21 protein-coding genes are annotated in these 19,975 nt (G+C 52.2%); 8 read left to right on the top strand and 13 right to left on the bottom strand.

Annotated features, from left to right (window positions below):
* Positions 1-126: 126 nt before the first annotated feature.
* The 4 genes from HPY86_06120 to HPY86_06105 all read left to right on the top strand — a co-directional run bounded on the left by HPY86_06120 (position 127) and on the right by HPY86_06105 (position 5,390).
* A complete protein-coding gene (locus HPY86_06120; protein NPV14489.1) occupies positions 127-1,278 on the top strand; it encodes an MFS transporter in 1,152 nt (383 codons plus the stop codon).
* 141 nt (positions 1,279-1,419) lie between these two features.
* Positions 1,420-3,177 (top strand): hypothetical protein, encoded by a 1,758-nt coding sequence (locus HPY86_06115; GenBank protein NPV14488.1) that lies wholly within the window; start codon positions 1,420-1,422, stop codon positions 3,175-3,177.
* A gap of 168 nt (positions 3,178-3,345) precedes the next feature.
* Positions 3,346-4,077, top strand: coding sequence for a TrkA family potassium uptake protein (locus tag HPY86_06110; protein ID NPV14487.1), 732 nt, complete (start codon positions 3,346-3,348; stop codon positions 4,075-4,077).
* A 2-nt stretch (positions 4,078-4,079) separates the two neighbouring features.
* Complete coding sequence (locus HPY86_06105; protein NPV14486.1) at positions 4,080-5,390, top strand: HAMP domain-containing protein; 1,311 nt, start codon at positions 4,080-4,082, stop codon at positions 5,388-5,390.
* A gap of 3 nt (positions 5,391-5,393) precedes the next feature.
* Here HPY86_06105 and selD read toward each other — a convergent pair whose 3' ends face one another.
* The 12 genes from selD to HPY86_06045 form a co-directional block, all read right to left on the bottom strand.
* Complete coding sequence (gene selD / locus HPY86_06100; protein ID NPV14485.1) at positions 5,394-6,359, bottom strand: selenide, water dikinase SelD; 966 nt, start codon at positions 6,357-6,359, stop codon at positions 5,394-5,396.
* Positions 6,360-6,436: 77 nt separating this feature from the next.
* Complete coding sequence (gene selB / locus HPY86_06095; protein NPV14484.1) at positions 6,437-8,335, bottom strand: selenocysteine-specific translation elongation factor; 1,899 nt, start codon at positions 8,333-8,335, stop codon at positions 6,437-6,439.
* A gap of 2 nt (positions 8,336-8,337) precedes the next feature.
* Positions 8,338-9,828: an RNA polymerase factor sigma-54 gene (gene rpoN, locus HPY86_06090; protein NPV14483.1), complete on the bottom strand. Its 1,491-nt coding sequence runs from the start codon at positions 9,826-9,828 to the stop codon at positions 8,338-8,340.
* Positions 9,825-10,544, bottom strand: coding sequence for an LPS export ABC transporter ATP-binding protein (lptB, locus tag HPY86_06085; GenBank protein ID NPV14482.1), 720 nt, complete (start codon positions 10,542-10,544; stop codon positions 9,825-9,827). The genes rpoN and lptB overlap by 4 nt, the downstream gene beginning before the upstream one ends.
* Positions 10,541-11,473 carry a hypothetical protein gene (locus tag HPY86_06080; protein ID NPV14481.1) on the bottom strand — a complete coding sequence of 311 codons (933 nt, stop codon included), beginning with the start codon at positions 11,471-11,473 and terminating at the stop codon, positions 10,541-10,543. The genes lptB and HPY86_06080 overlap by 4 nt, the downstream gene beginning before the upstream one ends.
* Positions 11,457-11,918 carry an LPS export ABC transporter periplasmic protein LptC gene (gene lptC / locus HPY86_06075; GenBank protein NPV14480.1) on the bottom strand — a complete coding sequence of 154 codons (462 nt, stop codon included), beginning with the start codon at positions 11,916-11,918 and terminating at the stop codon, positions 11,457-11,459. Before lptC ends, HPY86_06080 begins: the two co-directional genes overlap by 17 nt.
* Before the next feature lie 68 nt (positions 11,919-11,986).
* Positions 11,987-12,832 (bottom strand): hypothetical protein, encoded by an 846-nt coding sequence (locus HPY86_06070; protein ID NPV14479.1) that lies wholly within the window; start codon positions 12,830-12,832, stop codon positions 11,987-11,989.
* The gene (locus HPY86_06065; protein ID NPV14478.1) at positions 12,786-14,456 is read right to left on the bottom strand and encodes a CTP synthase; all 1,671 of its coding nucleotides are present in this window, start codon (positions 14,454-14,456) and stop codon (positions 12,786-12,788) included. Before HPY86_06065 ends, HPY86_06070 begins: the two co-directional genes overlap by 47 nt.
* Before the next feature lie 21 nt (positions 14,457-14,477).
* Positions 14,478-14,594 carry a 50S ribosomal protein L36 gene (gene rpmJ, locus HPY86_06060; GenBank protein ID NPV14477.1) on the bottom strand — a complete coding sequence of 39 codons (117 nt, stop codon included), beginning with the start codon at positions 14,592-14,594 and terminating at the stop codon, positions 14,478-14,480.
* A 26-nt stretch (positions 14,595-14,620) separates the two neighbouring features.
* Complete coding sequence (gene infA / locus HPY86_06055; protein NPV14476.1) at positions 14,621-14,839, bottom strand: translation initiation factor IF-1; 219 nt, start codon at positions 14,837-14,839, stop codon at positions 14,621-14,623.
* Positions 14,840-14,860: 21 nt separating this feature from the next.
* Positions 14,861-15,607, bottom strand: a complete 747-nt coding sequence (gene map, locus HPY86_06050) for a type I methionyl aminopeptidase (protein NPV14475.1) — start codon at positions 15,605-15,607, stop codon at positions 14,861-14,863.
* 3 nt (positions 15,608-15,610) lie between these two features.
* Entirely contained in the window at positions 15,611-16,258 is a 648-nt protein-coding gene (locus HPY86_06045) for an adenylate kinase (GenBank protein ID NPV14474.1), read from the bottom strand.
* A gap of 381 nt (positions 16,259-16,639) precedes the next feature.
* Here HPY86_06045 and alr point away from each other — a divergent pair, with 381 nt between their 5' ends.
* From alr to HPY86_06025, 4 genes are read left to right on the top strand one after another with little or no spacing between them, the layout of a single operon-like run.
* On the top strand, positions 16,640-17,812 hold the full coding sequence (alr, locus tag HPY86_06040; GenBank protein ID NPV14473.1) for an alanine racemase: 1,173 nt from the start codon (positions 16,640-16,642) through the stop codon (positions 17,810-17,812).
* The gene (locus HPY86_06035; protein NPV14472.1) at positions 17,805-18,116 is read left to right on the top strand and encodes a DUF1844 domain-containing protein; all 312 of its coding nucleotides are present in this window, start codon (positions 17,805-17,807) and stop codon (positions 18,114-18,116) included. Before alr ends, HPY86_06035 begins: the two co-directional genes overlap by 8 nt.
* A 60-nt stretch (positions 18,117-18,176) precedes the next feature.
* Positions 18,177-19,229, top strand: a complete 1,053-nt coding sequence (locus HPY86_06030; protein ID NPV14471.1) for a DegT/DnrJ/EryC1/StrS family aminotransferase — start codon at positions 18,177-18,179, stop codon at positions 19,227-19,229.
* Complete coding sequence (locus HPY86_06025) at positions 19,226-19,726, top strand: PTS sugar transporter subunit IIA (protein NPV14470.1); 501 nt, start codon at positions 19,226-19,228, stop codon at positions 19,724-19,726. The genes HPY86_06030 and HPY86_06025 overlap by 4 nt, the downstream gene beginning before the upstream one ends.
* On the opposite strand, the gene HPY86_06020 is transcribed toward HPY86_06025, so the two are convergent.
* On the bottom strand, positions 19,723-19,974 hold the full coding sequence (locus tag HPY86_06020) for a HypC/HybG/HupF family hydrogenase formation chaperone (GenBank protein ID NPV14469.1): 252 nt from the start codon (positions 19,972-19,974) through the stop codon (positions 19,723-19,725). The two genes, HPY86_06025 and HPY86_06020, sit on opposite strands and share 4 nt — an antisense overlap.
* Position 19,975 lies beyond the last annotated feature (1 nt).

Here is a 19,975-nt window from a genome sequence, read left to right as displayed (position 1 = left end):
TCCTACTCAACCTCACGACTGACAAAACGATAGTCATTTGAAAAAGAATGCTTGAGATGGTATCCCCGGCTCCTGACTTTGTAGTTTGACAGCTATCCGCTCACCTCTATACTTAACTTAGAATCAATGTTCAACATCATTATCACCGGTTTTACCAGCCTTCTAACCGACATCTCAACCGAGATGGTTTACCCGTTAATACCGCTCTATCTTGCCACGCTTGGGGCGCAACCGGCAATTCTCGGTCTTATTGAAGGTTTTGCCGAAAGTACCGCCTCGATTCTCAAGGTGTTTTCCGGAACAATATCCGACCGCCTGCAACGACGCAAACCGCTTGCCATTTTAGGGTATTCGGGCTCAACCATCGGGAAACTTCTGCTTTACCTATCGCAAAACTGGGGTCTGGTTTTTGCCGGCCGGATGATTGACCGCATCGGCAAAGGAATCAGAGTTGCCCCGCGCGATGCCCTCATCGCCGACTGCACGACAGCAAGCAACCGGGGCAGAGCATTTGGTCTTCATCGGGCGATGGATACCCTTGGCGCGGTCATCGGTGTTCTGCTCGCCATCTACATTACCGCGCGATTGGGCGCAAACCTCACCCCTCATAAATTCCAGCAAATCTTCCTCCTGTCATTAATCCCCGCATTATTAGGTGTTATTGTCCTCTTTTTTGCCCGGGAAAAAAGAGTTGCGACCTGCGCACCGTCCCGACCCAGAATCACCTGGAAAGGGCTTACGCCAAGACTGCGCTCTTTTCTTATCATCGTCACCTGTTTCGCACTGGGTAACTCCTCCAACGGATTCCTCCTGCTAAGAATGAAAAATATCGGCTGGACCACCATATCGGTCCTTATCCTCTACCTTATTTACAACATCACCTACTCCATCTTCTCCTATCCCGCGGGTAGATTGTCCGATAAAATTGGCCGAAAACGCCTGTTAGTTATTGGTTATGGACTTTATGGCTTGGTGTATTCCGGCTTTGCCTTTCTCAAACCGGAAAGCTGGGCGGTTCTACCCTACATTCTGTTTGCCGTTTATGGCATTTTCAGCGCATTAACCGAAGGACAGGAGAAGGCGCTCGTTACCGACCTCGCACCCGTAGAACAAAGGGCAACCTTTATTGGCTTACACGCCACCCTTACCGGCATCGGGCTCTTACCCGCTTCGCTCATCGCCGGTGGGCTCTGGAGCCTGTTAGGACCTCAGGCACCATTTTTATTCGGCAGCGCACTCGGGCTTATCGCTGCGCTTGGGCTGGCGCTTTTTATTTGAGTCAAAAGTGAAACATTGCCCCATCTTGCCAAAGGGAAATTTTTCGCTACAATTAACCTCAGTCAAATGAAAATATCTATTAAATAAGCCTCATGCGCAACCTATATTACCTTTGTCTTTGTTATTTAAATAATAAATAATATGTTAGTTAAACGTTTCCGGATTATCAAAACTACCCGACCCGCACCTAACTGGTTAAACCTCTTTTCCTATTGTGTGTTCGGACTGGTTTTTGTTGCGATAATCCTCGTCCTCCTTTTCCAAGGCTATCGTCTCTCGTTTGGACCGATTGTATCGCTTTTAATCCGGCTACTTGTGAACATCGCTGGATTGGGAATCTTGACCGAAATCATTCTTAACAAAATTATCGGACCATCGGTTAGCCTATCCCGAACCCGACAGATATTTGACTACTGCATTGCAATTCTCTTAATCCCCACTCTAATCTTTCAGCGTCTTGTTCTACCTCTCCTCGTTCTCTATCAGATGGTAAATATCTCTATGCGCCTTTCCCGTGCGAGTTTTGCTACCCCTCGCTTCGGTAACCTGCGTCAACATCCGGTACGACTCCTGGTCTTGGGTTTTGTGGCAGCAATTGCCATTGGCACACTCCTACTCACCCTTCCTCATGCAACTACTGATGGTCGTGGTGCAAGCCTTCTTACCGCCCTCTTTACTGCTACCTCCGCTATTTCAACAACCGGTCTTACGGTGGTAAATATCGAGAGTTATTACACACTTTTGGGACAGCTGGTAATTTTGTTTTTAGTTCAGATCGGCGGCGTGGGTTATATGGCATTTATTGGCTTTGCGATGCTCGGCATTACCGGGCGGTTGTCGGTTAATCTTAGGACCCTGTTCCGCGAATCCATTGCCCAGCCTTTCACTCTTGATGTGAAACGTTTCGTCCGCGCCGTTGTCGCCATAACTCTCCTATTTGAAGTCGGTGGTGCCCTGCTCCTCTTTGTTGAGTTCAGCCGGTACTTTCCACTGACACGTGCCCTTTACTGGAGCATATTCCATTCTGTCTCCGCATTTTGCACCGCTGGCTTCACTCTCGGGGCGGGGAGTTTTATAGCCTATCGTAACAGTCTCCTTCTCAACTTCACCATTGCACTGCTTTGTCTTGCCGGCAGTCTTGGTTTCTTTGTCATATTTGACTTCTATCAGTGGTGCCACCGCTCTGGCGCATCTTCTGCACCCCACCGATTGTCAACTCACTCCAAACTCGCACTCACCACTACCGGAATCTTAATTCTTTCAGGTACGCTCTTTATCCTTTTTGCGGACTGGCAACCACCGCAGCTCACAATTGTAGAAAGAGTACTCACCGCTTCCTTCCAGAGTATCAGCGCAGCAACAACGACCGGATTCAATACCGTGGATATTGGAGGAATGACTTCAACCAGTCTGTTCCTCCTTCTCCTTCTGATGTTCATTGGCGCCTCACCGGGTGGAACCGGCGGCGGGATAAAAACCACAACCTTCAGTGTGCTCTTTCTTTCACTCTCCGCCCATCTCCGAAATCGCAAGTCACCTGTTGTATTTCAGCGTCGAATCAACAGTCAGACTGTCAGCACCGCTGCGGCAATCGCAACCGCATTCCTTTTGTGGGGAGCGGTCACCGTCTTGATCCTCACCTCTACTGAGATGCAAAGTAGTTCCCGACTGCCCCAATCAGTAAATTTCCTCGCCCTCCTGTTTGAAACTATCTCCGCTTTAGGCACAGTTGGTCTATCTACTGGTATAACCGCACAGCTCAGCGTATTGGGTAAACTACTCCTTATTTTCACTATGTTCTTTGGCCGGGTGGGCCCATTTGCCCTCACCTTCGCACTGGTAGGCACAAAGAAAACACCTTTGGTTGCCCATCCCGAGGCTGATATTATTGTCGGCTGATGTTATGGCGTTAGTCTTTAGTGTGCGAAATACAAAGCTTGCCCTGAGCCCAACAAAAAGGGCCGAAAACCGGGGACTGATGACCAGTATCCTCTCTACTAATAATCCACCCTCGCCTGATGTGGGCAATACAAACCAAAACCTAGGAACAACAAGGAGGTTAATAATATGAGACAATTTGCAGTAATCGGTCTGGGCACCTTTGGTGCCCGCGTGGCTCGCACCTTAATGGAAAAAGGCGCTGAAGTAATTGCGATTGACGCGGACCCGAAAAGAGTTGAGGCAATAAAGGATGATGTCACCCAGGCGCTATGTCTGGATTCCACCGATGAGGAGGCACTCGCTCACTCCGGGGTTCTCGATGTCGATGCCGTGGTGGTGGCAATGGGCGAGCGCATGGAGGCAGCAATCATCACCACCTCGCTTTTGAAAAAACTGGGTGCCGGTCAGGTAATTGCCCGCGCCGCCTCATCACTGTTTGCCCGGATTCTCAAAGATGTCGGTGCCGACCGAACCATTTTGATTGAAGAACAGATGGCAGACCATCTTGCGAAAAGCCTCATCACCCCGGACCTTTTAGAACAAATCCCGCTGACCAGCAATCACAGTCTGATAGAGATGCACGCACCCCGTCATATGATTGGCAAGAAACTGGGCAAACTGGACATTCGCCGGCGTTACGGGGTGAACATTATCGCCATCAAAAAGAAGGTTCCGGTTATCACCCCGGAAGGCGAAAGCAGCTTCAAAGAACAGATTAACGACCTGCCTGGACCGGATGATATCATTGAGCAAGACGACATCCTCGTCGTGGTCGGCAACGATGAGGATATTGAACGCCTTGCCCAGGGCGCGGAACCTGATGCCCGGAAAAAGGTGGAACCACAGGAAAGTGAATAACTATGGGTAACAACAACCACGACCGGCGCCGTCTTTCGATTCGCGGGCGCATCGCTCTGGCGATGATTTTCTCGGCAATTCTTGTCCTGCCCGTTACCATCCTCGCCCTTTACTATGCGAGCCAGATGAACTCCCTTGCCAATGTCATCGCCGAAGAGGATACCGAGTTGCTCCGAACCGGTAACACCATCGTCCATAACTTTCTTGAAGTCCGTAACTTAGAACGGAACTTCTTGATTTACAACGACACCTTTTACCTTTCTGCCGGTCGCGCTCGTCTTGTTCAAATTGCACTCCTCTGTGAGCGGGCACGGCGGCTCGACCCAAAACTGACACAAAACTTTGACTCACTTATCAACGCTCTTCTGACCTATCGCCGGCTTCTTGATTCGCTTTTTATGATGAGAACTGTCCGCTTACGCTCGCCCGCTCGCAGCGAACTTCAAAAGCTGCGCGAGACTCATCGCCAGATGGTGGCGGAACTGGAAGAAACCCAAAACCCGAGACTGAAAGACTCCCTCCTGACCGCAATCAGTTTAATTGACCAGGAGATTGAACGGACCGAACTGACCGGAATCGTCAACCAGCTGTTTGCCCAGCGTATGAATGAAACCGCCCAGAAAATCATTACCGCCGGGGAAAAGATAATGGCTCATGCCAACCAGCGTATCGCTGAACACAAATCAAGAATCACCCGCCTCTTCAACTGGAGTCAGCGCAATATCATCTCCGCCATCATCGTCCTAACCGCTGTACTTGTCTACCTTATTGTCCGTTTACCCCGTTCCATTGTCCTGCCTATCAAGAGGATAAACAACGCCCTGATTCGAGCCGAACAGGGTGACTTAAACATTAGAGTGACACTGCCGGCAAATGATGAACTGGGCGACCTTGCCCGTCAACTAAACCGGGCGTTTGCTCACCTGCGGGATTTTGACGAGCGCAAAGCCAACTACATCCTTGAACTGGAACGGCGCTTCCGATTGCTTGCCAACAACATCAATGAAGGGGTCATTGTGTTCGACCGTGAACCGAAAATTGTCTATGCCAATCCGGCTGCAGAACCGTTCCTGGGTATCAAATCTTCTGACAGCATTGGCCATAACATAAAAGACCTGCCCAACCTCGCCGTACTTAAACCCCGGCTTGAACAAATCCTTTCTGGCAGTTCCAGCCACCAGGAGTGTGAGATTCTTCCTGAACTACCCGGCTCGGCACTCTGCTTTGAAACCCTGCGCGACCGTAACGGAGCCATAACCGGTGCCATTGTCATCATCACCAACCCGGCGCCACCGGAAATGGTAGAAGCCTGATCTTTACACTATTTCAATTGTCCCGGGTTGACCCTGAACAACTTCGCCGATAACCGGTGCGATAATTCCGACCTCTTTTGCCCGGCTCTGAAATACCCCTACCTTTTCTGGCTTTAACGCCACTAAAAGTCCACCCGAACTTTCCGACTCCCAGAGCAGATTTTTAATCTCGTCAGGCACCGGACTTTTCCATTCCACCTGCTTACCAAACGAATTCTCATTCATTAAAACCCCCGGGTCAATAAGTGTTTTCGCCAGTTCTTTTGCCCGGGGTAAAACTGGCACCCGCTCGGCATAAATCCTGATTCTCACGCTCGAAGCCTCAGCCATCTCCTGGGTATGGCCAAGAAGGCCATAACCGGTAATGTCGGTTGCCGCACTCGCTTCACAGGCAACCATTATCGTCGCCGCATCCCGGTTCAACCGCATCATTGAATCCTTTGCCGCCTGCTCAAAAATCGGGTCCACCTGGTCCAGCGTCATCACCGCCTGCGCATAGACACCGATACCCAGCGGTTTGGTCAGCACAAGAACATCACCTAACTTTGCCCCGGCATTGGTTACAATCCGCTTCGGGTCAATTCGTCCGGTTACCGCCAGACCGTATTTTATCTCCTTCTCATTAAAGGTATGGCCCCCAACAACAACCGCTCCCGCCTGTTTCACCGTATCCTGACCACCCCTTAAAATCTCTCGCAGAATGGTCTTGTCCAGCGGCGCCGGGAAACCCACAATGTTAAGCACCGTCAAGGGTTCTCCGCCCATTGCATAAACATCGGAAAGCGAGTTTGCCGCCGCAATTCGGCCAAAGGTGTATGGGTCCTCCACCATCGGTGTCAACAGGTCAACCGTTTGCACCAGCGCCAGCCCGTCCGTTAAAAGAAATACCCCCGCATCATCTGCCGTATTGATACCAACCAAAAGTCTCGGGTCCTCGGGCTGCTCCAGCCCGGCTAATGCCTGCGCCAACTGCGCCTTACTCAGTTTCGACGCTCAGCCGGCACAGGTAACAGTTGCCAGTATTCCGCGTTTTGCCATACACTCCTTTATTTTGGCTCTTTATTCTGCCTTAGCACCCGTATATCACCACGGCGCTGGGTAAGACCGGTCCGGTCAAAGTAGTTCAAAAGCGGAATCGCCACCTTTCGGGTTGTACCCAGTGCCTGCCTGAACTCCGAGGCGGTCAGTTCCGATTTCCTAATAAAAAGCTCCTTCAATATTTTTTCCGCTTCCGCCACCATTTCCGAATGTAAAAGCACTCCTTCGCCAATATCAACAATCTCGCCGGTTTCCAGCAGTGCTGTTTTCACCCGGTCCGCAAGTTTTTTCTCGATCCCGGCAAAAACTTCATCGGTATCAGGCGGTTGCCATTTTGCCTGTTTTAATGCCTGTACCACCCGCTCAAAAATCGCCTGCTCCTGCGGGTTTAATTTCACCTGATGGGTTGCGAGGCGCAACCGGTCCCCTTCTTCACTCACCACACCTTGCTCTTTTAGCATCCTGACCAAGGTCTCAAACAACGCGGGCGCCTGTGCTAACTTTACTCGCGCCTCAGCCCGTTTCATTCCGACCCGAAGCGGGTTTACCTGATGATACTCCCTTAACACCTCTTTAATTTTTTCTAACCCATCAGCAATCACTCGCTCAAGTATCAAATAGTTCTTCCCTTCCCATTCGACCCAGCGCGCCTTACCATCTTTAACAAGAAAATCCGCCATCCGCTGAGCATCCGATTCGGTTAGCGCCAGTTCCCGGGAGATGGCTCCTATAGTTTTTACATCAAACCCGGACTTAATCAAAAACTGCTCCAGAACCGCACCTCGTTTACCTGACTTTAACTCCTGCAATCTGCTCAATGTCTCATCATCAAACCGGCGCACCTTTTTACCCTGCGCCTCAAGCACAACACCACCCCCGATTGTCTGCTGGGGTGAGTAGTGCCGAATCACATAGTGGTCGTTCCAATCGCACACCACCCGGCTCTCGGTTCGAATCTGAACCAGGCACTCTTCACCGGGCTGAAGCTCCTTCTTATCAAGAAGACACACCCGGCACATCACCTCCGCAGTTCCAATGTGAAGATGAACCCGCGTCATATTACGCAACGGTTTGCCCGCATCTTTCAAAAGATAAAACGAACCGTTAAACACCGTAGTCGGTCGATAATAACCCGGAGTTGATAGAATGTTGCCACGCACAATCATATCAACCTCCACCCCCTGAAGGTTCAAAGCGGCACGCTCGCCCACCACGGTGTATTCAACCGGTTTATTGTGGCGTTGAATTCCCCGGACTCGCACCTCTATACCCTGGGGCAAAAGTTCCAACCGGTCTCCAACCCGACAGGTTCCGGAAAGCACCGTGCCTGCAACCACCGTGCCAAACCCTTTTATTGTAAAACAACGGTCTATCGGCAACCGAAAAACACCCCGGTCCGGTTTGGGCTCAACCGTCTTGGTCACCTGATACAGAACTTTTTTCAACTCCTCAATTCCTGCGCCGGTTCGGGCTGAAACCGCAACCACCGGTGCCCCTTCGAGAAAAGAACCCCGCACCAGTTCCGCAACATCCAGCCGCACCATTTCGAGCCAATCTTCATCGACCAGGTCAATCTTGTTAAGCACCACCAGCCCTTTTTTAATCCCTAAAAGCCGACAAATCTCAAAATGCTCCCGGGTTTGCGGCATTACCCCGTCATCTGCCGCCACCACCAGCATCACCAAATCGATTGTACTGGCACCGGCTAACATATGCCGAACAAACTTCTCGTGTCCCGGGACATCAATAATCGTAATATCGTCACCCAAGAAGGCAAACCCTAAATCGGTTGTCATTCCCCGTTCCTGCTCCTCTTTCAACCGATCCGGGTCAGTCCCGGTCAACGCCTTGACCAGTGCACTTTTACCATGGTCAATATGTCCAGCAGTACCAACAACAAAATGCATCTTTAAAAACTCTTTCTTTCGCTGGAACCAGGTATTCCCATCTCACTCCGGTACTTGGCAATCGTCCGTCGCGAAATTTCAATCCCCTCAGTTTTCAGGCGAACAGCAATCTCATCGTCGCTCAACGGCGACCTTTTATCTTCCGCTTCTATCATCGCCCTGATTTTTTCCTTGATTGACGCCCGGGATACATCCTCGGTCCCGGACTGAAAGAAGAACTTGAGCGGGAAAATGCCGTTCGGGGTCTCAATATACTTACCACTGATCGCACGGGACACCGTTGCCGGGTGCACACCAAGCACCTCAGCCGCCGCGCGCAGGGTGGCAGGCTTTAGATGCTCTGGTCCGCCCACAAAAAAGTCCCGCTGCAACTCAACGATTAACTCAACCAGCCGCCGCAGCATCCGGCGTCGGGATTCCAGCGCCTTAAGCAACTGGCGTGCCGCCTCAACCCGCTTCTTGGCATACTCGACCTGTTCCCGGGAATATTGCCGGGGGTTCCGGAGCACCTCAAGGAAGTACCGGGAGACACGCAGCCGCGGCACCGACTCGTCGTTCACAATCGGGACTAATCTGTTACCCTGCCACACAACTGAGAAATCGGGTGAAACATACTGTACCGCATTGTCAACAAAACGCCGCGCCGGCCTGGGTTCGAGTCCCCACAATCGAGAAATCGCCTGTTTAATTTCATCTTCACTTCGCCCCAATTTCTTTGACAGCCGAGCGATATCGCGCCGCTCCAGCAACTCCCAGCCCTCGGCGATCAATCGGCACTCGAGCGAATCCGGTGCACACCCTTTAACCTCAAGTTGAACTAAAAGCGACTCCCGGGCATTACGGCAACCAATACCCCCGGGTGGAATGCGCTGTAAATGGTAAACTATCTCCCGCAAACGGGACTCTTCTCTTCCTAACCTCTCAGCCAGCTCCTCGAGCGGTACCGTTAAAAATCCATCTTCATCCAGCCACTCAACAACCTCTTCCGCAATGACCGCATCGTCCGGCGATAGCATCGCTTGCAATTGAGGTAAAACCGTTTCCCGCAGCGTAATTCGTGGGTCCGCCATAACCTCAGCTCGTGCCAGCTCCCCATCATCGCCCTGGGTTGAAGAACCCGGGAGAATTTCCCAGCCATCAGGTGGCAACAACTCTTCAAAAGAGTACTCCTCATTTTCGGTATTCGCGGCTATTTCCAGTTTATCGGAGCCGCTTGCCAAATCGCCCTCAGGAACCTGGTCAACAGTACTTTCCTCAACCTTGCCCGGCTCATTTGACTCCTCGCCATCCCAACCGGACTCTTCAACATCAATTCCGCCATCGCCTTCAACCTGCTCCAGTGCTGGATTCTGTTCAAGTTCATTTCGAATCAACTGCTCCAGTTCCATTATCGGCAACTGAAGCAGTTTCATATTAATTATCAACTGCGGCGTCAACCGTTGCTCCAGCCGCTGTTCAAGATTTTGCCCCATCCGCATCCTGTCACCACTCATATTTGAAACTTCTCCCCGAGATAAACTTCCCGTGCCCGTTCGTTCTGAATCAACTCCGCCGCGGTACCGGAAATCAAAACCTGTGCATCATACATCAAATACGCCCTTTCGGTAATCTCCAGCGTCTCCCGGACATTGTGGTCGGTGATTAAAATTCCCAACCCTTCCTCGCACAGTCGCCGGACAATCTTTTGAATCTCGGCTCGAACAATCGGGTCAACTCCAGTAAACGGCTCATCCAGTAAGAGAAAAGCGGGCTTTGGTGCCAGTGCCCGGGCAAGTTCAACCCGTCGGCGCTCACCACCGGAAAGTGTGCCGGCGCGCTGATGCGCCAGATGCGCGATATTCAGTTTGTCTAACAGTTCATCAACCTGACGCCGCTGCTCATCTCTGGGTACACCCAGCATCTCAAGAATCGCCCTGATATTCTCCTCAACCGTCAACCTGCGAAATACCGATGGCTCCTGGGAAAGATACCCGATTCCCTGTCGCGCCCGTTTGTAAACCGGCATATGGGTGATGTCCATTCCATCGAGAAAAATCTTACCCTGCTCGGGCTTGATAAAACCGGTAATCATATGGAAGGTTGTTGTTTTCCCCGCGCCATTCGGTCCCAAAAGCCCGACAACCTCGCCCCGGCTCAACTCCAGCGAAACCCGATTTACCACCTTGCGACCGCCGTAAGACTTAACCAGGCCCTCAGCAATCAGTTTCATCGCTTCACTGCCTTCCGAATCAACTGTCCTGAACTCAACTCCGCCACCTCAATCTGCTCGATTTTGCCTTCGGTAATCAAAACCGAAATCCCCTTTCCCTGAACCACCACCGTATCACCACCTTCGGTTCGATACCTTCCGGTCGTTCTGCCCCGCAACGCGACCTCGCGCAGGGTACCACTGGAAACAAGAAACACAACCGTATCTCCCTCGGCACGACCCGCGCTGTCTTCGAGTACCGGACTGCCCCAGGCAAATCCTGAATCGCGATTAGGAAAGAATATCGCGGTATCGCACAAAAGCGAACTTGCCGCGGACTGAACTCGAACCTGACCTTCAGCCCGGGCAACCGCACCTGCCTCTTGATAAAGCATCCGATTTGCCGTCACCTGAACCGGCGCCTGTTCTCGCTCAATCGTCAGCAGTGGTGCGGAATCAACAACTCCGGTCCGCTCGTTTAAATCATAACTGCCCCGGGCACCGGTTAAAAAATAACCACCCTCATTGGTAATCTCCAATCCCCGTGGTGCTCCGAGCCACCGCCTGCCAATTAAGTAGTCAACCTGCGGTGCCCGGATGACAGTTGACTCCTGTTTAACAACAACGCTCTCTCGCACTGGTGCCAGGATTGTCGCCTTTTTTTCTTTAAAGTCGTACATTACCGAATCTGCCCACACCTGCGCCTCCGGAGTCCGGATATAGACCGATTCCGATAATACTGCCCAGCCTGCCCGCTCCTGTATCACCGCCTGCCGGCTGACCAAAACTGTCCCGTCTTCGATTATCGCCACACTGTCGCGAAACACTGTCGCGGGACCGGTCGGCGTCTTTACAATCTCCATCTTTCGGGCATAGATATCAGCCCCGAACCCAATTTCGCTAAGAATCAAAAAACCGAAACCGCAGGCAATCTTACGGCGCAAACTCATAGTTGGAACTCCCGCGCACCTCACTGACAATCTCAATTTTGTTCAGTCCGGCATCCGCCACCAAACCCTTACCAACGATTCTGCCTTTGGGTGACTCGATTGTCACTACGGCGTCGGTCAGAATAAGTTTACGGGTGTTGTTCCAGACCAGAGAATCGGTGTAAAGTCGGGTGCTTTCCGCGGTTTCCACCACCACATTACCCCGTGCCACCAAATCCTCGTTTCGGCTCAATACAACCCCGGCATCAGCCCGCAGCCTTGAATAGACCGCTCCACCATCATCGTAAAACACGACCTCAGGAGACTTAACATCAATTCGTCCCTCCCGTTCAAGTACCACCGCCTCAATCGCTGTCAGCCGGTAAAGTCGCCGACCACTTGCCGACTCCTGCAGCACAAACTCGTGTACAATCTGGTCCGGCAACCCTTCGCTAACATCCGGCATTGAGCCCTCTTTGCAGCGAACACCCAATAGAATAAATATAAAAAATACGTAAGCCCTCAGCCGTACCATTATCCCGCCTCAACCAACCTTTGCACCGCACCCGCCTTACCCCAGAATATCCACTCCTCAGGCATCTCGCTAATCATCGTGAAAAGCGCCCGGATTGCGTTCTCCTCATCGCCCGCCGGGAATATCCGCACAACCAGCCTGCCCCGTCTTAGATATCCGAACACCGGCACAACCCCCTTCACCTCAACCTTTCTCTCGTTCGCCAGCCGCGTCAAAACCTGAAATGGTAAAGCCGGAACCCGAAACATCAATTGAGAACCATCAACCGGACCAGCAAGTTGAATCCAGACCGCACGGCCCCGGCTGGTATTGTCAAGCATAAACCCGGTTATTCCCGGGCTTGACAATCTCCGAAAAAGCTGGCTGATTTGAAATATCAGTTTAACCCCGTGACCCGTTCTCAACTTTTTGAGCCAGAAGTCCAGCACCGGGTTTCGCTGTTCCGAAACCACTACCGCAACACTGTCAGACCGCTGGGCAAAAATCTGCGGCAAATACTCCCACACTCCGAAGTGAAATGAAGCCATTAGCATATGCAATTCCTGTTCCCGACTTCGGCTCTTTATATTATTATTTTCTCCATAAACCAGCACCCTGTCAATAAGTTCATAAGCAAAATTCGTGCCAATTTTTGCCATCAACGCCAGGTTTCTGCCTACCCGCCAGGCATTGCGCACCCAGAACCACCGGCGCTCCCGGCCAAATATTACCCGATAATTGGTATTTATCTCCCGGCGATAATCAGCCCGAACTGTGAGGTAAATTAAGAGAATTAACCGGACAAGAATTACCGCTAACTCAGGAGGCAGGATGCGAACTGTTGCGAGAATCGCGTTTATCAACATCGTCCCGGCTTTGAAGTTGACGGTTATAGCCGGCTCTAAGGAACGAAACAAACAAAGGATGTGGGGCTAAGGGCCGCGATTTGAACTCCGGATGAAACTGGGTGGCAAGGAAAAAGGGATGAGATTTAAGTTCAATGATTTCAACAAGTTTCCCATCCGGAGAAATGCCTGATGCCACCATCCCGTATCGGGCAAGCAACGGAAGAAACCGATTGTTCACCTCATATCGATGCCGGTGCCGCTCCGAAATCAGCCGGCGCCGATAACAACGATAGGCAACCGTGCCGGGTTGAATTACGCAGGGGTAGGCGCCGAGACGCATCGTGCCGCCTTTCTGCTTTCGGCTCCTTTGTCCCGGCATCAGATAAATTACCGGATACCGGGTCCTGGTGTCGAACTCGGTAGAATTGGCGCTCTCAAGCCCGCACACCCGGCGCGCAAACTCAATCACCGCAATCTGCAACCCAACACACAAACCCAAAAACGGCAACCTGTGCTCCCGGCAATAGGTGACCGCCTCAATTTTTCCTGCCATTCCCCGCACACCAAAACCGCCGGGCACAATCACGCCCGCAAGACCTTTAAGTCGCTCGGCAACATTTCTTGATGTCAGTTCCTCCGCTTCAATAAACTCAATCACGGGCCGAACCCCTACCGCTGCCGCCGCATGATGAATCGCCTCAATTACCGACTTGTACGAATCGTGCAACCCAACATACTTTCCGCACAAACCAATGCGCAAATCAGTTTTTGCCGCCTGCTGCTTCTGGACAAACTCACGCCACCGTCTTAAAATGCCGTCCTTGCCGGACGCCGACCGCTGCCGTTTTATCCTTAACAGCCGAACAATTAAATCGTCAAGACCCTGACGCTGAAACACCAACGGGATTTCGTAAATATTGGCGACATCAATCGCCTCAATCACCGCCTCCCGCCGGACATTACAGAAAAGCGCAATCTTCTCCTTGGCATCAGGGGGTAATGGTGTTTCGGCGCGGCAGAGCAAAATGTCGGGCTGAATACCTATCTCCCGGAGTTTGTTGACCGAGTGCTGGGTCGGTTTGGTCTTGTATTCGCCCGATGTACGGATAAAAGGAACCAGGGTCAGATGGATGTAAAGGACATTTTCCTTTCCCTCTTCAAGGGCAAACTGCCGTGCCGCCTCAAGAAACGGCAGCCCCTCAATATCACCCACCGTACCACCAATTTCCACCAGCACCACATCCTGACCTCGTGCAACCTTCCGAATCCGCTCCTTTATCTCACCGGTAATATGGGGTACAACCTGAATCGTCTTGCCCAGATAACCGCCCCGGCGTTCCTTTTCAATTACCGCCGAGTAAATCTGCCCGGCGGTCAGATTGTTGTCCCGGGAAAGTGCCCGGCCAATAAACCGCTCATAATGGCCTAAATCCAAATCGGTCTCTGCCCCGTCATCGGTCACAAACACCTCGCCGTGTTGAAACGGACTCATCGTTCCCGGGTCAACATTGATATAAGGGTCAAACTTCAACGGCACGACCCTTAACCCGCGACTTTTCAGGAGCAAACCGATTGATGCGGTGGCGATTCCTTTACCCAGCGAAGAAACCACCCCGCCGGAGATAAAAATGAACTTCGCCACCGGCTACCTGCTGTTTGACATCTAACCCTGCCGCTGATTGTGCTTGGGCTCGCGCTTGCAAATTACCCGCACTTTGCCCCGGCGTCGCACAACCACACAGTGGGCACACCGCTTCTTAACTGAAGAACGCACCTTCATAATAAACCCCTTTCTTATATTATGCGCTACTTAAACCGGTAAACTATCCGTCCCCGGGTAAGGTCATAAGGTGAAAGTTCCACCGTAACCCGGTCCCCTGGCAGAATTCTAATCCAGTTCATCCGCATCTTACCCGAAATGTGGGCAAGGACCAGATGACCGTTGTCCAGCTGCACCCGAAAGGTGGCATTGGGCAACGATTCGGTCACCACCCCTTCTAACTGAATTACATCCTTTTTAGCCATACACCTCCGGTTTTGCCTCTTTCAAACGGTCAATATCTCGGGCTCACCATCGGTGATGAGCACAGTATTTTCGTAATGGGCTGACGGTTTCCCATCCGCCGCAACCACGGTCCAGCCATTAGCCCGTGTCTTCACCTTGGGCGAACCCATATTCACCATCGGCTCAATCGCAATTGTCATCCCCTTCACCAGCTCCCGGCCCTTTCCCGGCGTGCCGAAATTGGGCACGGTTGGTTCCTCATGAAGTTCAATTCCCACCCCGTGCCCATGCAACTCCCGCACTACCGAAAACCCCTGTTCTTCAACAAACCTCTGAATTGCGGCGCTGATGTCACCAACCCGATAGCCGGCACGCGCAAACTTCAAACCCTGGTAAAACGCCTCTTCGGTCTTCTCGACCAGCCGCGCCACTTCAGCCGCAACCCTGCCCACCTGATAGGTACGTGCCGCATCCGCAATAAACCCCTTCTTTGTTACACCAACATCCACCTTCACAACATCACCCTCCTGGAGCACCCGATGGTCCGGAATTCCGTGCACCACCTCCTCATTCACACTGATACACACCGCGGCTGGAAACCCTTGATAACCTAAAAAGGTCGGAACCGCTCCCGCTTCTCTGATAAACCGGGCACAAAAATCTTCCAGCTCCTTCAAACTGACCCCCGGTGCCACCTGACCTTCCAGAAGCCTGAGCAGTTCCGCGGCAATTTTCCCTGCCTGCCTGATTCCCTCCACCTCGACCGGGCTTTTTATGTAAAGCGCCATCCATCATCTCGTTGCGTTAACAAGGGCGCTCAAGCGCTCAAACACCCGGTCCCGGCCCAGGGCGCCATCAAGCCGAATCAGTTTCCCCTGTTTTTCATAATAGTCAATCAAGGGGCTGGTTTGCTCCTTGTAAATCCGCAGGCGCGCCCGAATCGTCTCCTCCCGGTCGTCATCCCGTTGATAAAGTTCGCCCCCGCACTCATCGCAAACCCCTTCCTTTTTAGGAGGACTGAAGGTCAGGTTGTAAATCTTGCCGCACACCTTGCACTGCCTCCGGCTCGAAAGTCGCCGTACCACCTCATCATCGCTCAAATCCACCAGGACGACGAGCGAAAGCTCCAACCCCATCCGACCTAAAAGCGCATCAAGCCCCTGTGCCTGAGGAATCGTTCGGGGAAACCCGTCAAACACAACTGGCTTGCCGGTGTGGTCGCGAATAAACTGCTCCACCACCTCAAGTACAATCTCATCCGGCACCAGCCCGCCCGAAACCACATAACTTTCCACCTTTAAACCTAATGGAGTCCGGCGGCTGATTTGCTCGCGGAAAACCTCACCGGTTGAATAGTGGACAAAACCCAGCCGGCTTGCCAGCAACTCCGCCTGGGTTCCCTTACCAGAACCGGGCGGACCCAATAAAACCAGACGCATACTGTCAACTGAATTTCTCTGTACCATAATCTTACAACTCCGTAATTTTGTATAGTGTAGTCTCCTTATCGCTATTAGTCAAGAACACCCACATTGAAACTGCTTCCCGACCGACCACTAACTGACAATAAAAATCGGAAACTGGTCAAAAAAATGCCCACCGGACCGCGAAAAACACAATTTCCCTTACCATCCCCGAAACTACCCCGGGGTTGGGTATGGAAAATTGGGTTTCAACAGTTTAACTCTTGTAATATTAAGGTGTTAGACAAAAACACCCGCGTGTTGGGCATTATACTTTAAAGTACAATCTCCGGTTTCGCCTGTTGTTCCTCATGCATCCTTGACCTTACAACATTTTTATTTAATATATCATTACCGATGGAGAATCACTTCGGCAGAGTCTGGGCAGAGATTGACCTTGACGCCTTAAAACACAACATCCTCGAAGTACGGCAGCAGATTGGCAACCGCCAGCTGCTCTTTGCCATCAAAGCCGACGCCTATGGTCATGGCTTGCGCGAAATTGCCCGAGCCAGTTACCACCTGGTTGATGCCTACGGTGTTGCCAGCATTGAAGAAGGGGTTTCCTGCCGGCTTGCGGGCGTAAAAGAAACTCCCATCCTCGTCCTGTCCCCGGTTCCGAAAGAAGGTATTCCCGAACTCATTGCGCACCGCCTGACCCCAACCGTAACCGAGTTATCATTTGCCCAGGCTCTATCCGAACAGGCAATTACCCATAACACCGTTATCCCAGTGCACATTGAAGTGGACACCGGTATGGGCAGAACCGGGGTTAGCGTCGACGAGGCACTTGACTTTATCATCAAGGTTGTCCAGTTACCAGGAGTCAAACTTACCGGCGTCTTCACCCATTTTCCCGCTGCGGACACCGACATCTTTTTCACCCAACACCAGGTTAAATCCTACAACCGGCTCCTTGAGCAACTTGCCGAAAAGGGTATCACCGGTTTTTTGCGCCATGCCGCAAACTCAGCCGGCTGCCTTAACATTCCCGAAGCCCACCTTGATATGGTCCGTCCCGGACTTGTGCTCTACGGCATAATGCCATTGAGTTACCATTTTGGCCACCGCCGGGCTCCCCTTGACCTGAAGCCGGTAATGACTTTGCGCTCCCGCATCGTCAACCTGCGCCACTTCCCCGCCGGCACATCGGTCAGTTACGAACGCACCTACTTCACTACACGACCCTCTCGCATCGCCGTCATCTCGGTTGGCTATGGTGATGGCTATCCCCACTCTTTAACCAACAAAGGTTACTGCCTGGTGCACGGTAAAAAGGCGCCGGTTGTCGGCAATGTGTCAATGGACCTGACAATGCTTGATGTCACCGACATCCCCGAGGCAAAACTGGGTGACACGGTAACACTCCTCGGCGCCGCGGACGGCAAAAAAATCTGCGCCAACGAACTGGCGCTCCTTGCCGGCACCATCCCCTATGAAATCATCTGCCGGGTCAGCCCGCGTGTGCCCCGGATTTACCTCAGTAACGGCAAAATCACCCATATCAAAACCCTGCTCCACAATGAGTAACGAAAATTCCCAGAATCAAACTCCGGAAGAAATTCCCGCCACGCTCTCAGCCCTGATTTTGAGCATTGCTGCCACCGCCCTGCACTATCTGGGCCGGCCCTTGACCGGAGAAAGCACCAAAACCGAACTCAACTTACCATTAGCCCGTCACACCATTGACACCCTTGAGATGCTCAAAACCAAAACCGAAGGCAACCGCTCAACAGAAGAAACCGAACTGCTAAATGATCTCCTGTATCAGCTGCGCCTTGCCTATCTTCAGGCAACGCAAAAGCCGGCAGAGAACCCGGAAAATAAAACATAAAGCCGCCGCAACGCTTTCCCTGATTTGCCTCGGCTTCTTTCCCGGTTAACATTTCTTAAGATGAACTCCTGCCGCATCCCGTTCTATGACCTGAGGTCAGAAAACATTGAGTTCAAGCCCGAGTTTGAAAAGGCGCTGAGTCGCATCATCGATTCGGGCAGATTTGTTCTGGGCGATGAACTCAAAAAGTTCGAGCAGACCCTTGCCCTTTACCTCGGGGTACCGCAAGTTATCGGGCTCAAAAGCGGCACCGATGCTCTGTTTTACGGAATGAAGGCGCTGGGCATCGGTCCGGGCGACGAAGTCATTACCACTCCGTTCACCTTTCCCGCTACGGTAGAGGCGATTTTGCGGACCGGTGCCGTGCCCGTACTTGCCGACATCGAACCCGAAACCCTCTGTCTTTCTCCTTTGGCAGTTGAAGAAAAAATCTCCTTTCGAACCAAAGCAATTGTCCTGGTACATCTGTTTGGTAACTGTCCCGCCCTTGACCGATTCATCACCATCTGCCAGCAAAAAGGCATCTTTTTAGTTGAAGACGCCGCCCAAGCGCTCGGCTCAACCTATCAAGAAAGAAAACTGGGCTCATTTGGCACCGTCGCCACCTTCAGTTTTTACCCGACCAAAAACCTTGGCGCGCTCGGCAACGGTGGCGCCATCGCCAGTGTCGCATTACCGATTTCCTGCCCAACCTCAGCCCGGCTTGACGAACTCCAGGCGGCATTTCTCCTTTTAAAACTTAACCATCTCGAAAAGTGGCTTGCCCGGCGCCGACAACTTGCCCACCGCTACTCCACTGCACTCAATCAATATGTTCGCATCGTCCAGTCCGTCCCGGACAGCACGGTCAACTATCACCAGTTTGCTTTGCTTACCCCACAGCGCGACAAACTCCGTGACTTTCTTTTCGCTAATGGTATTGAAACAATGATTTACTACCCCAAACCAATCCACCTTCAACCCGGATTTGTCTCCTTATTTAACAACCAGTCGTTTCCGGTCGCGGAAAAGGCAAGTGATGAAATCGTCTGCCTGCCCATCCGACATAACTTGACAGATGCCGAACAGGATGTCATTATCAATAAGATAATAGACTTCTTTGCGTGCTTATGATGAACCTCGCCGACTTTGTCCTGCCCGAACTGGCGTTTGATGCCCCGCCGGTTGGTTCGCAAGAGCAACTGTTCGACCTTGTTGCCGACCGCCTGCTCGAAGCCGGCATCACCCAGGACCACGATGAAGTAATTGAAGGATTCCGAAAAAGAGAGGAACTGTGCTCAACCGGTGTGGGCCATGGGGTTGCTCTGCCCCACTCTGCCCCTGCTTCACTCGACCGAATTGTTGTGGTGGTGGTTCGTCTCACCACTCCGATTGACTGGCACGCCCGTGACAACGAACCGGTCAACCTCGTCGTCGCACTAATTTCGCCGCCTTCGATGTACTCGGTCTATCTTCAGATTCTTGCCACCCTTGCCCGAGCGCTGCACCTCGAACCGGTGCGCAAACTGGCGCTTTCCGCACCCACCGCCGCAGATGCCGCAAGATTGATTACCCAGAGCGCCCAGGCACAAACCGAAGGTGGTGAACCATTAATTGAACCGGTCTGTTAGCGGCGTTGCCGCGCCTGCCGCTGCTGCTCGCTCACCCGTTGCGCCATCTGCTCAAAAATCGCCCTTGTTTCTTCCGCCGCGGTTTTGTCCAGCACCTGAATCGCAAACCCGGCGTGAACAATCACATAATCGCCCACCTTCACCCCGGGCGTCATCACAATTGAAATCTCCCGCTGCACCCCACCAACCTCACCAATCGCCCTTTCGCCTTCAATCGCCACAATCTTCGTCGGTATCGCCAGACACATA

This window comes from candidate division WOR-3 bacterium (assembly GCA_013177935.1).
GTDB lineage: Bacteria > Hydrothermota > Tepidihabitantia > Tepidihabitantales > Tepidihabitantaceae > Tepidihabitans.
This window is presented reverse-complemented; position numbering and strand designations above follow the sequence as displayed.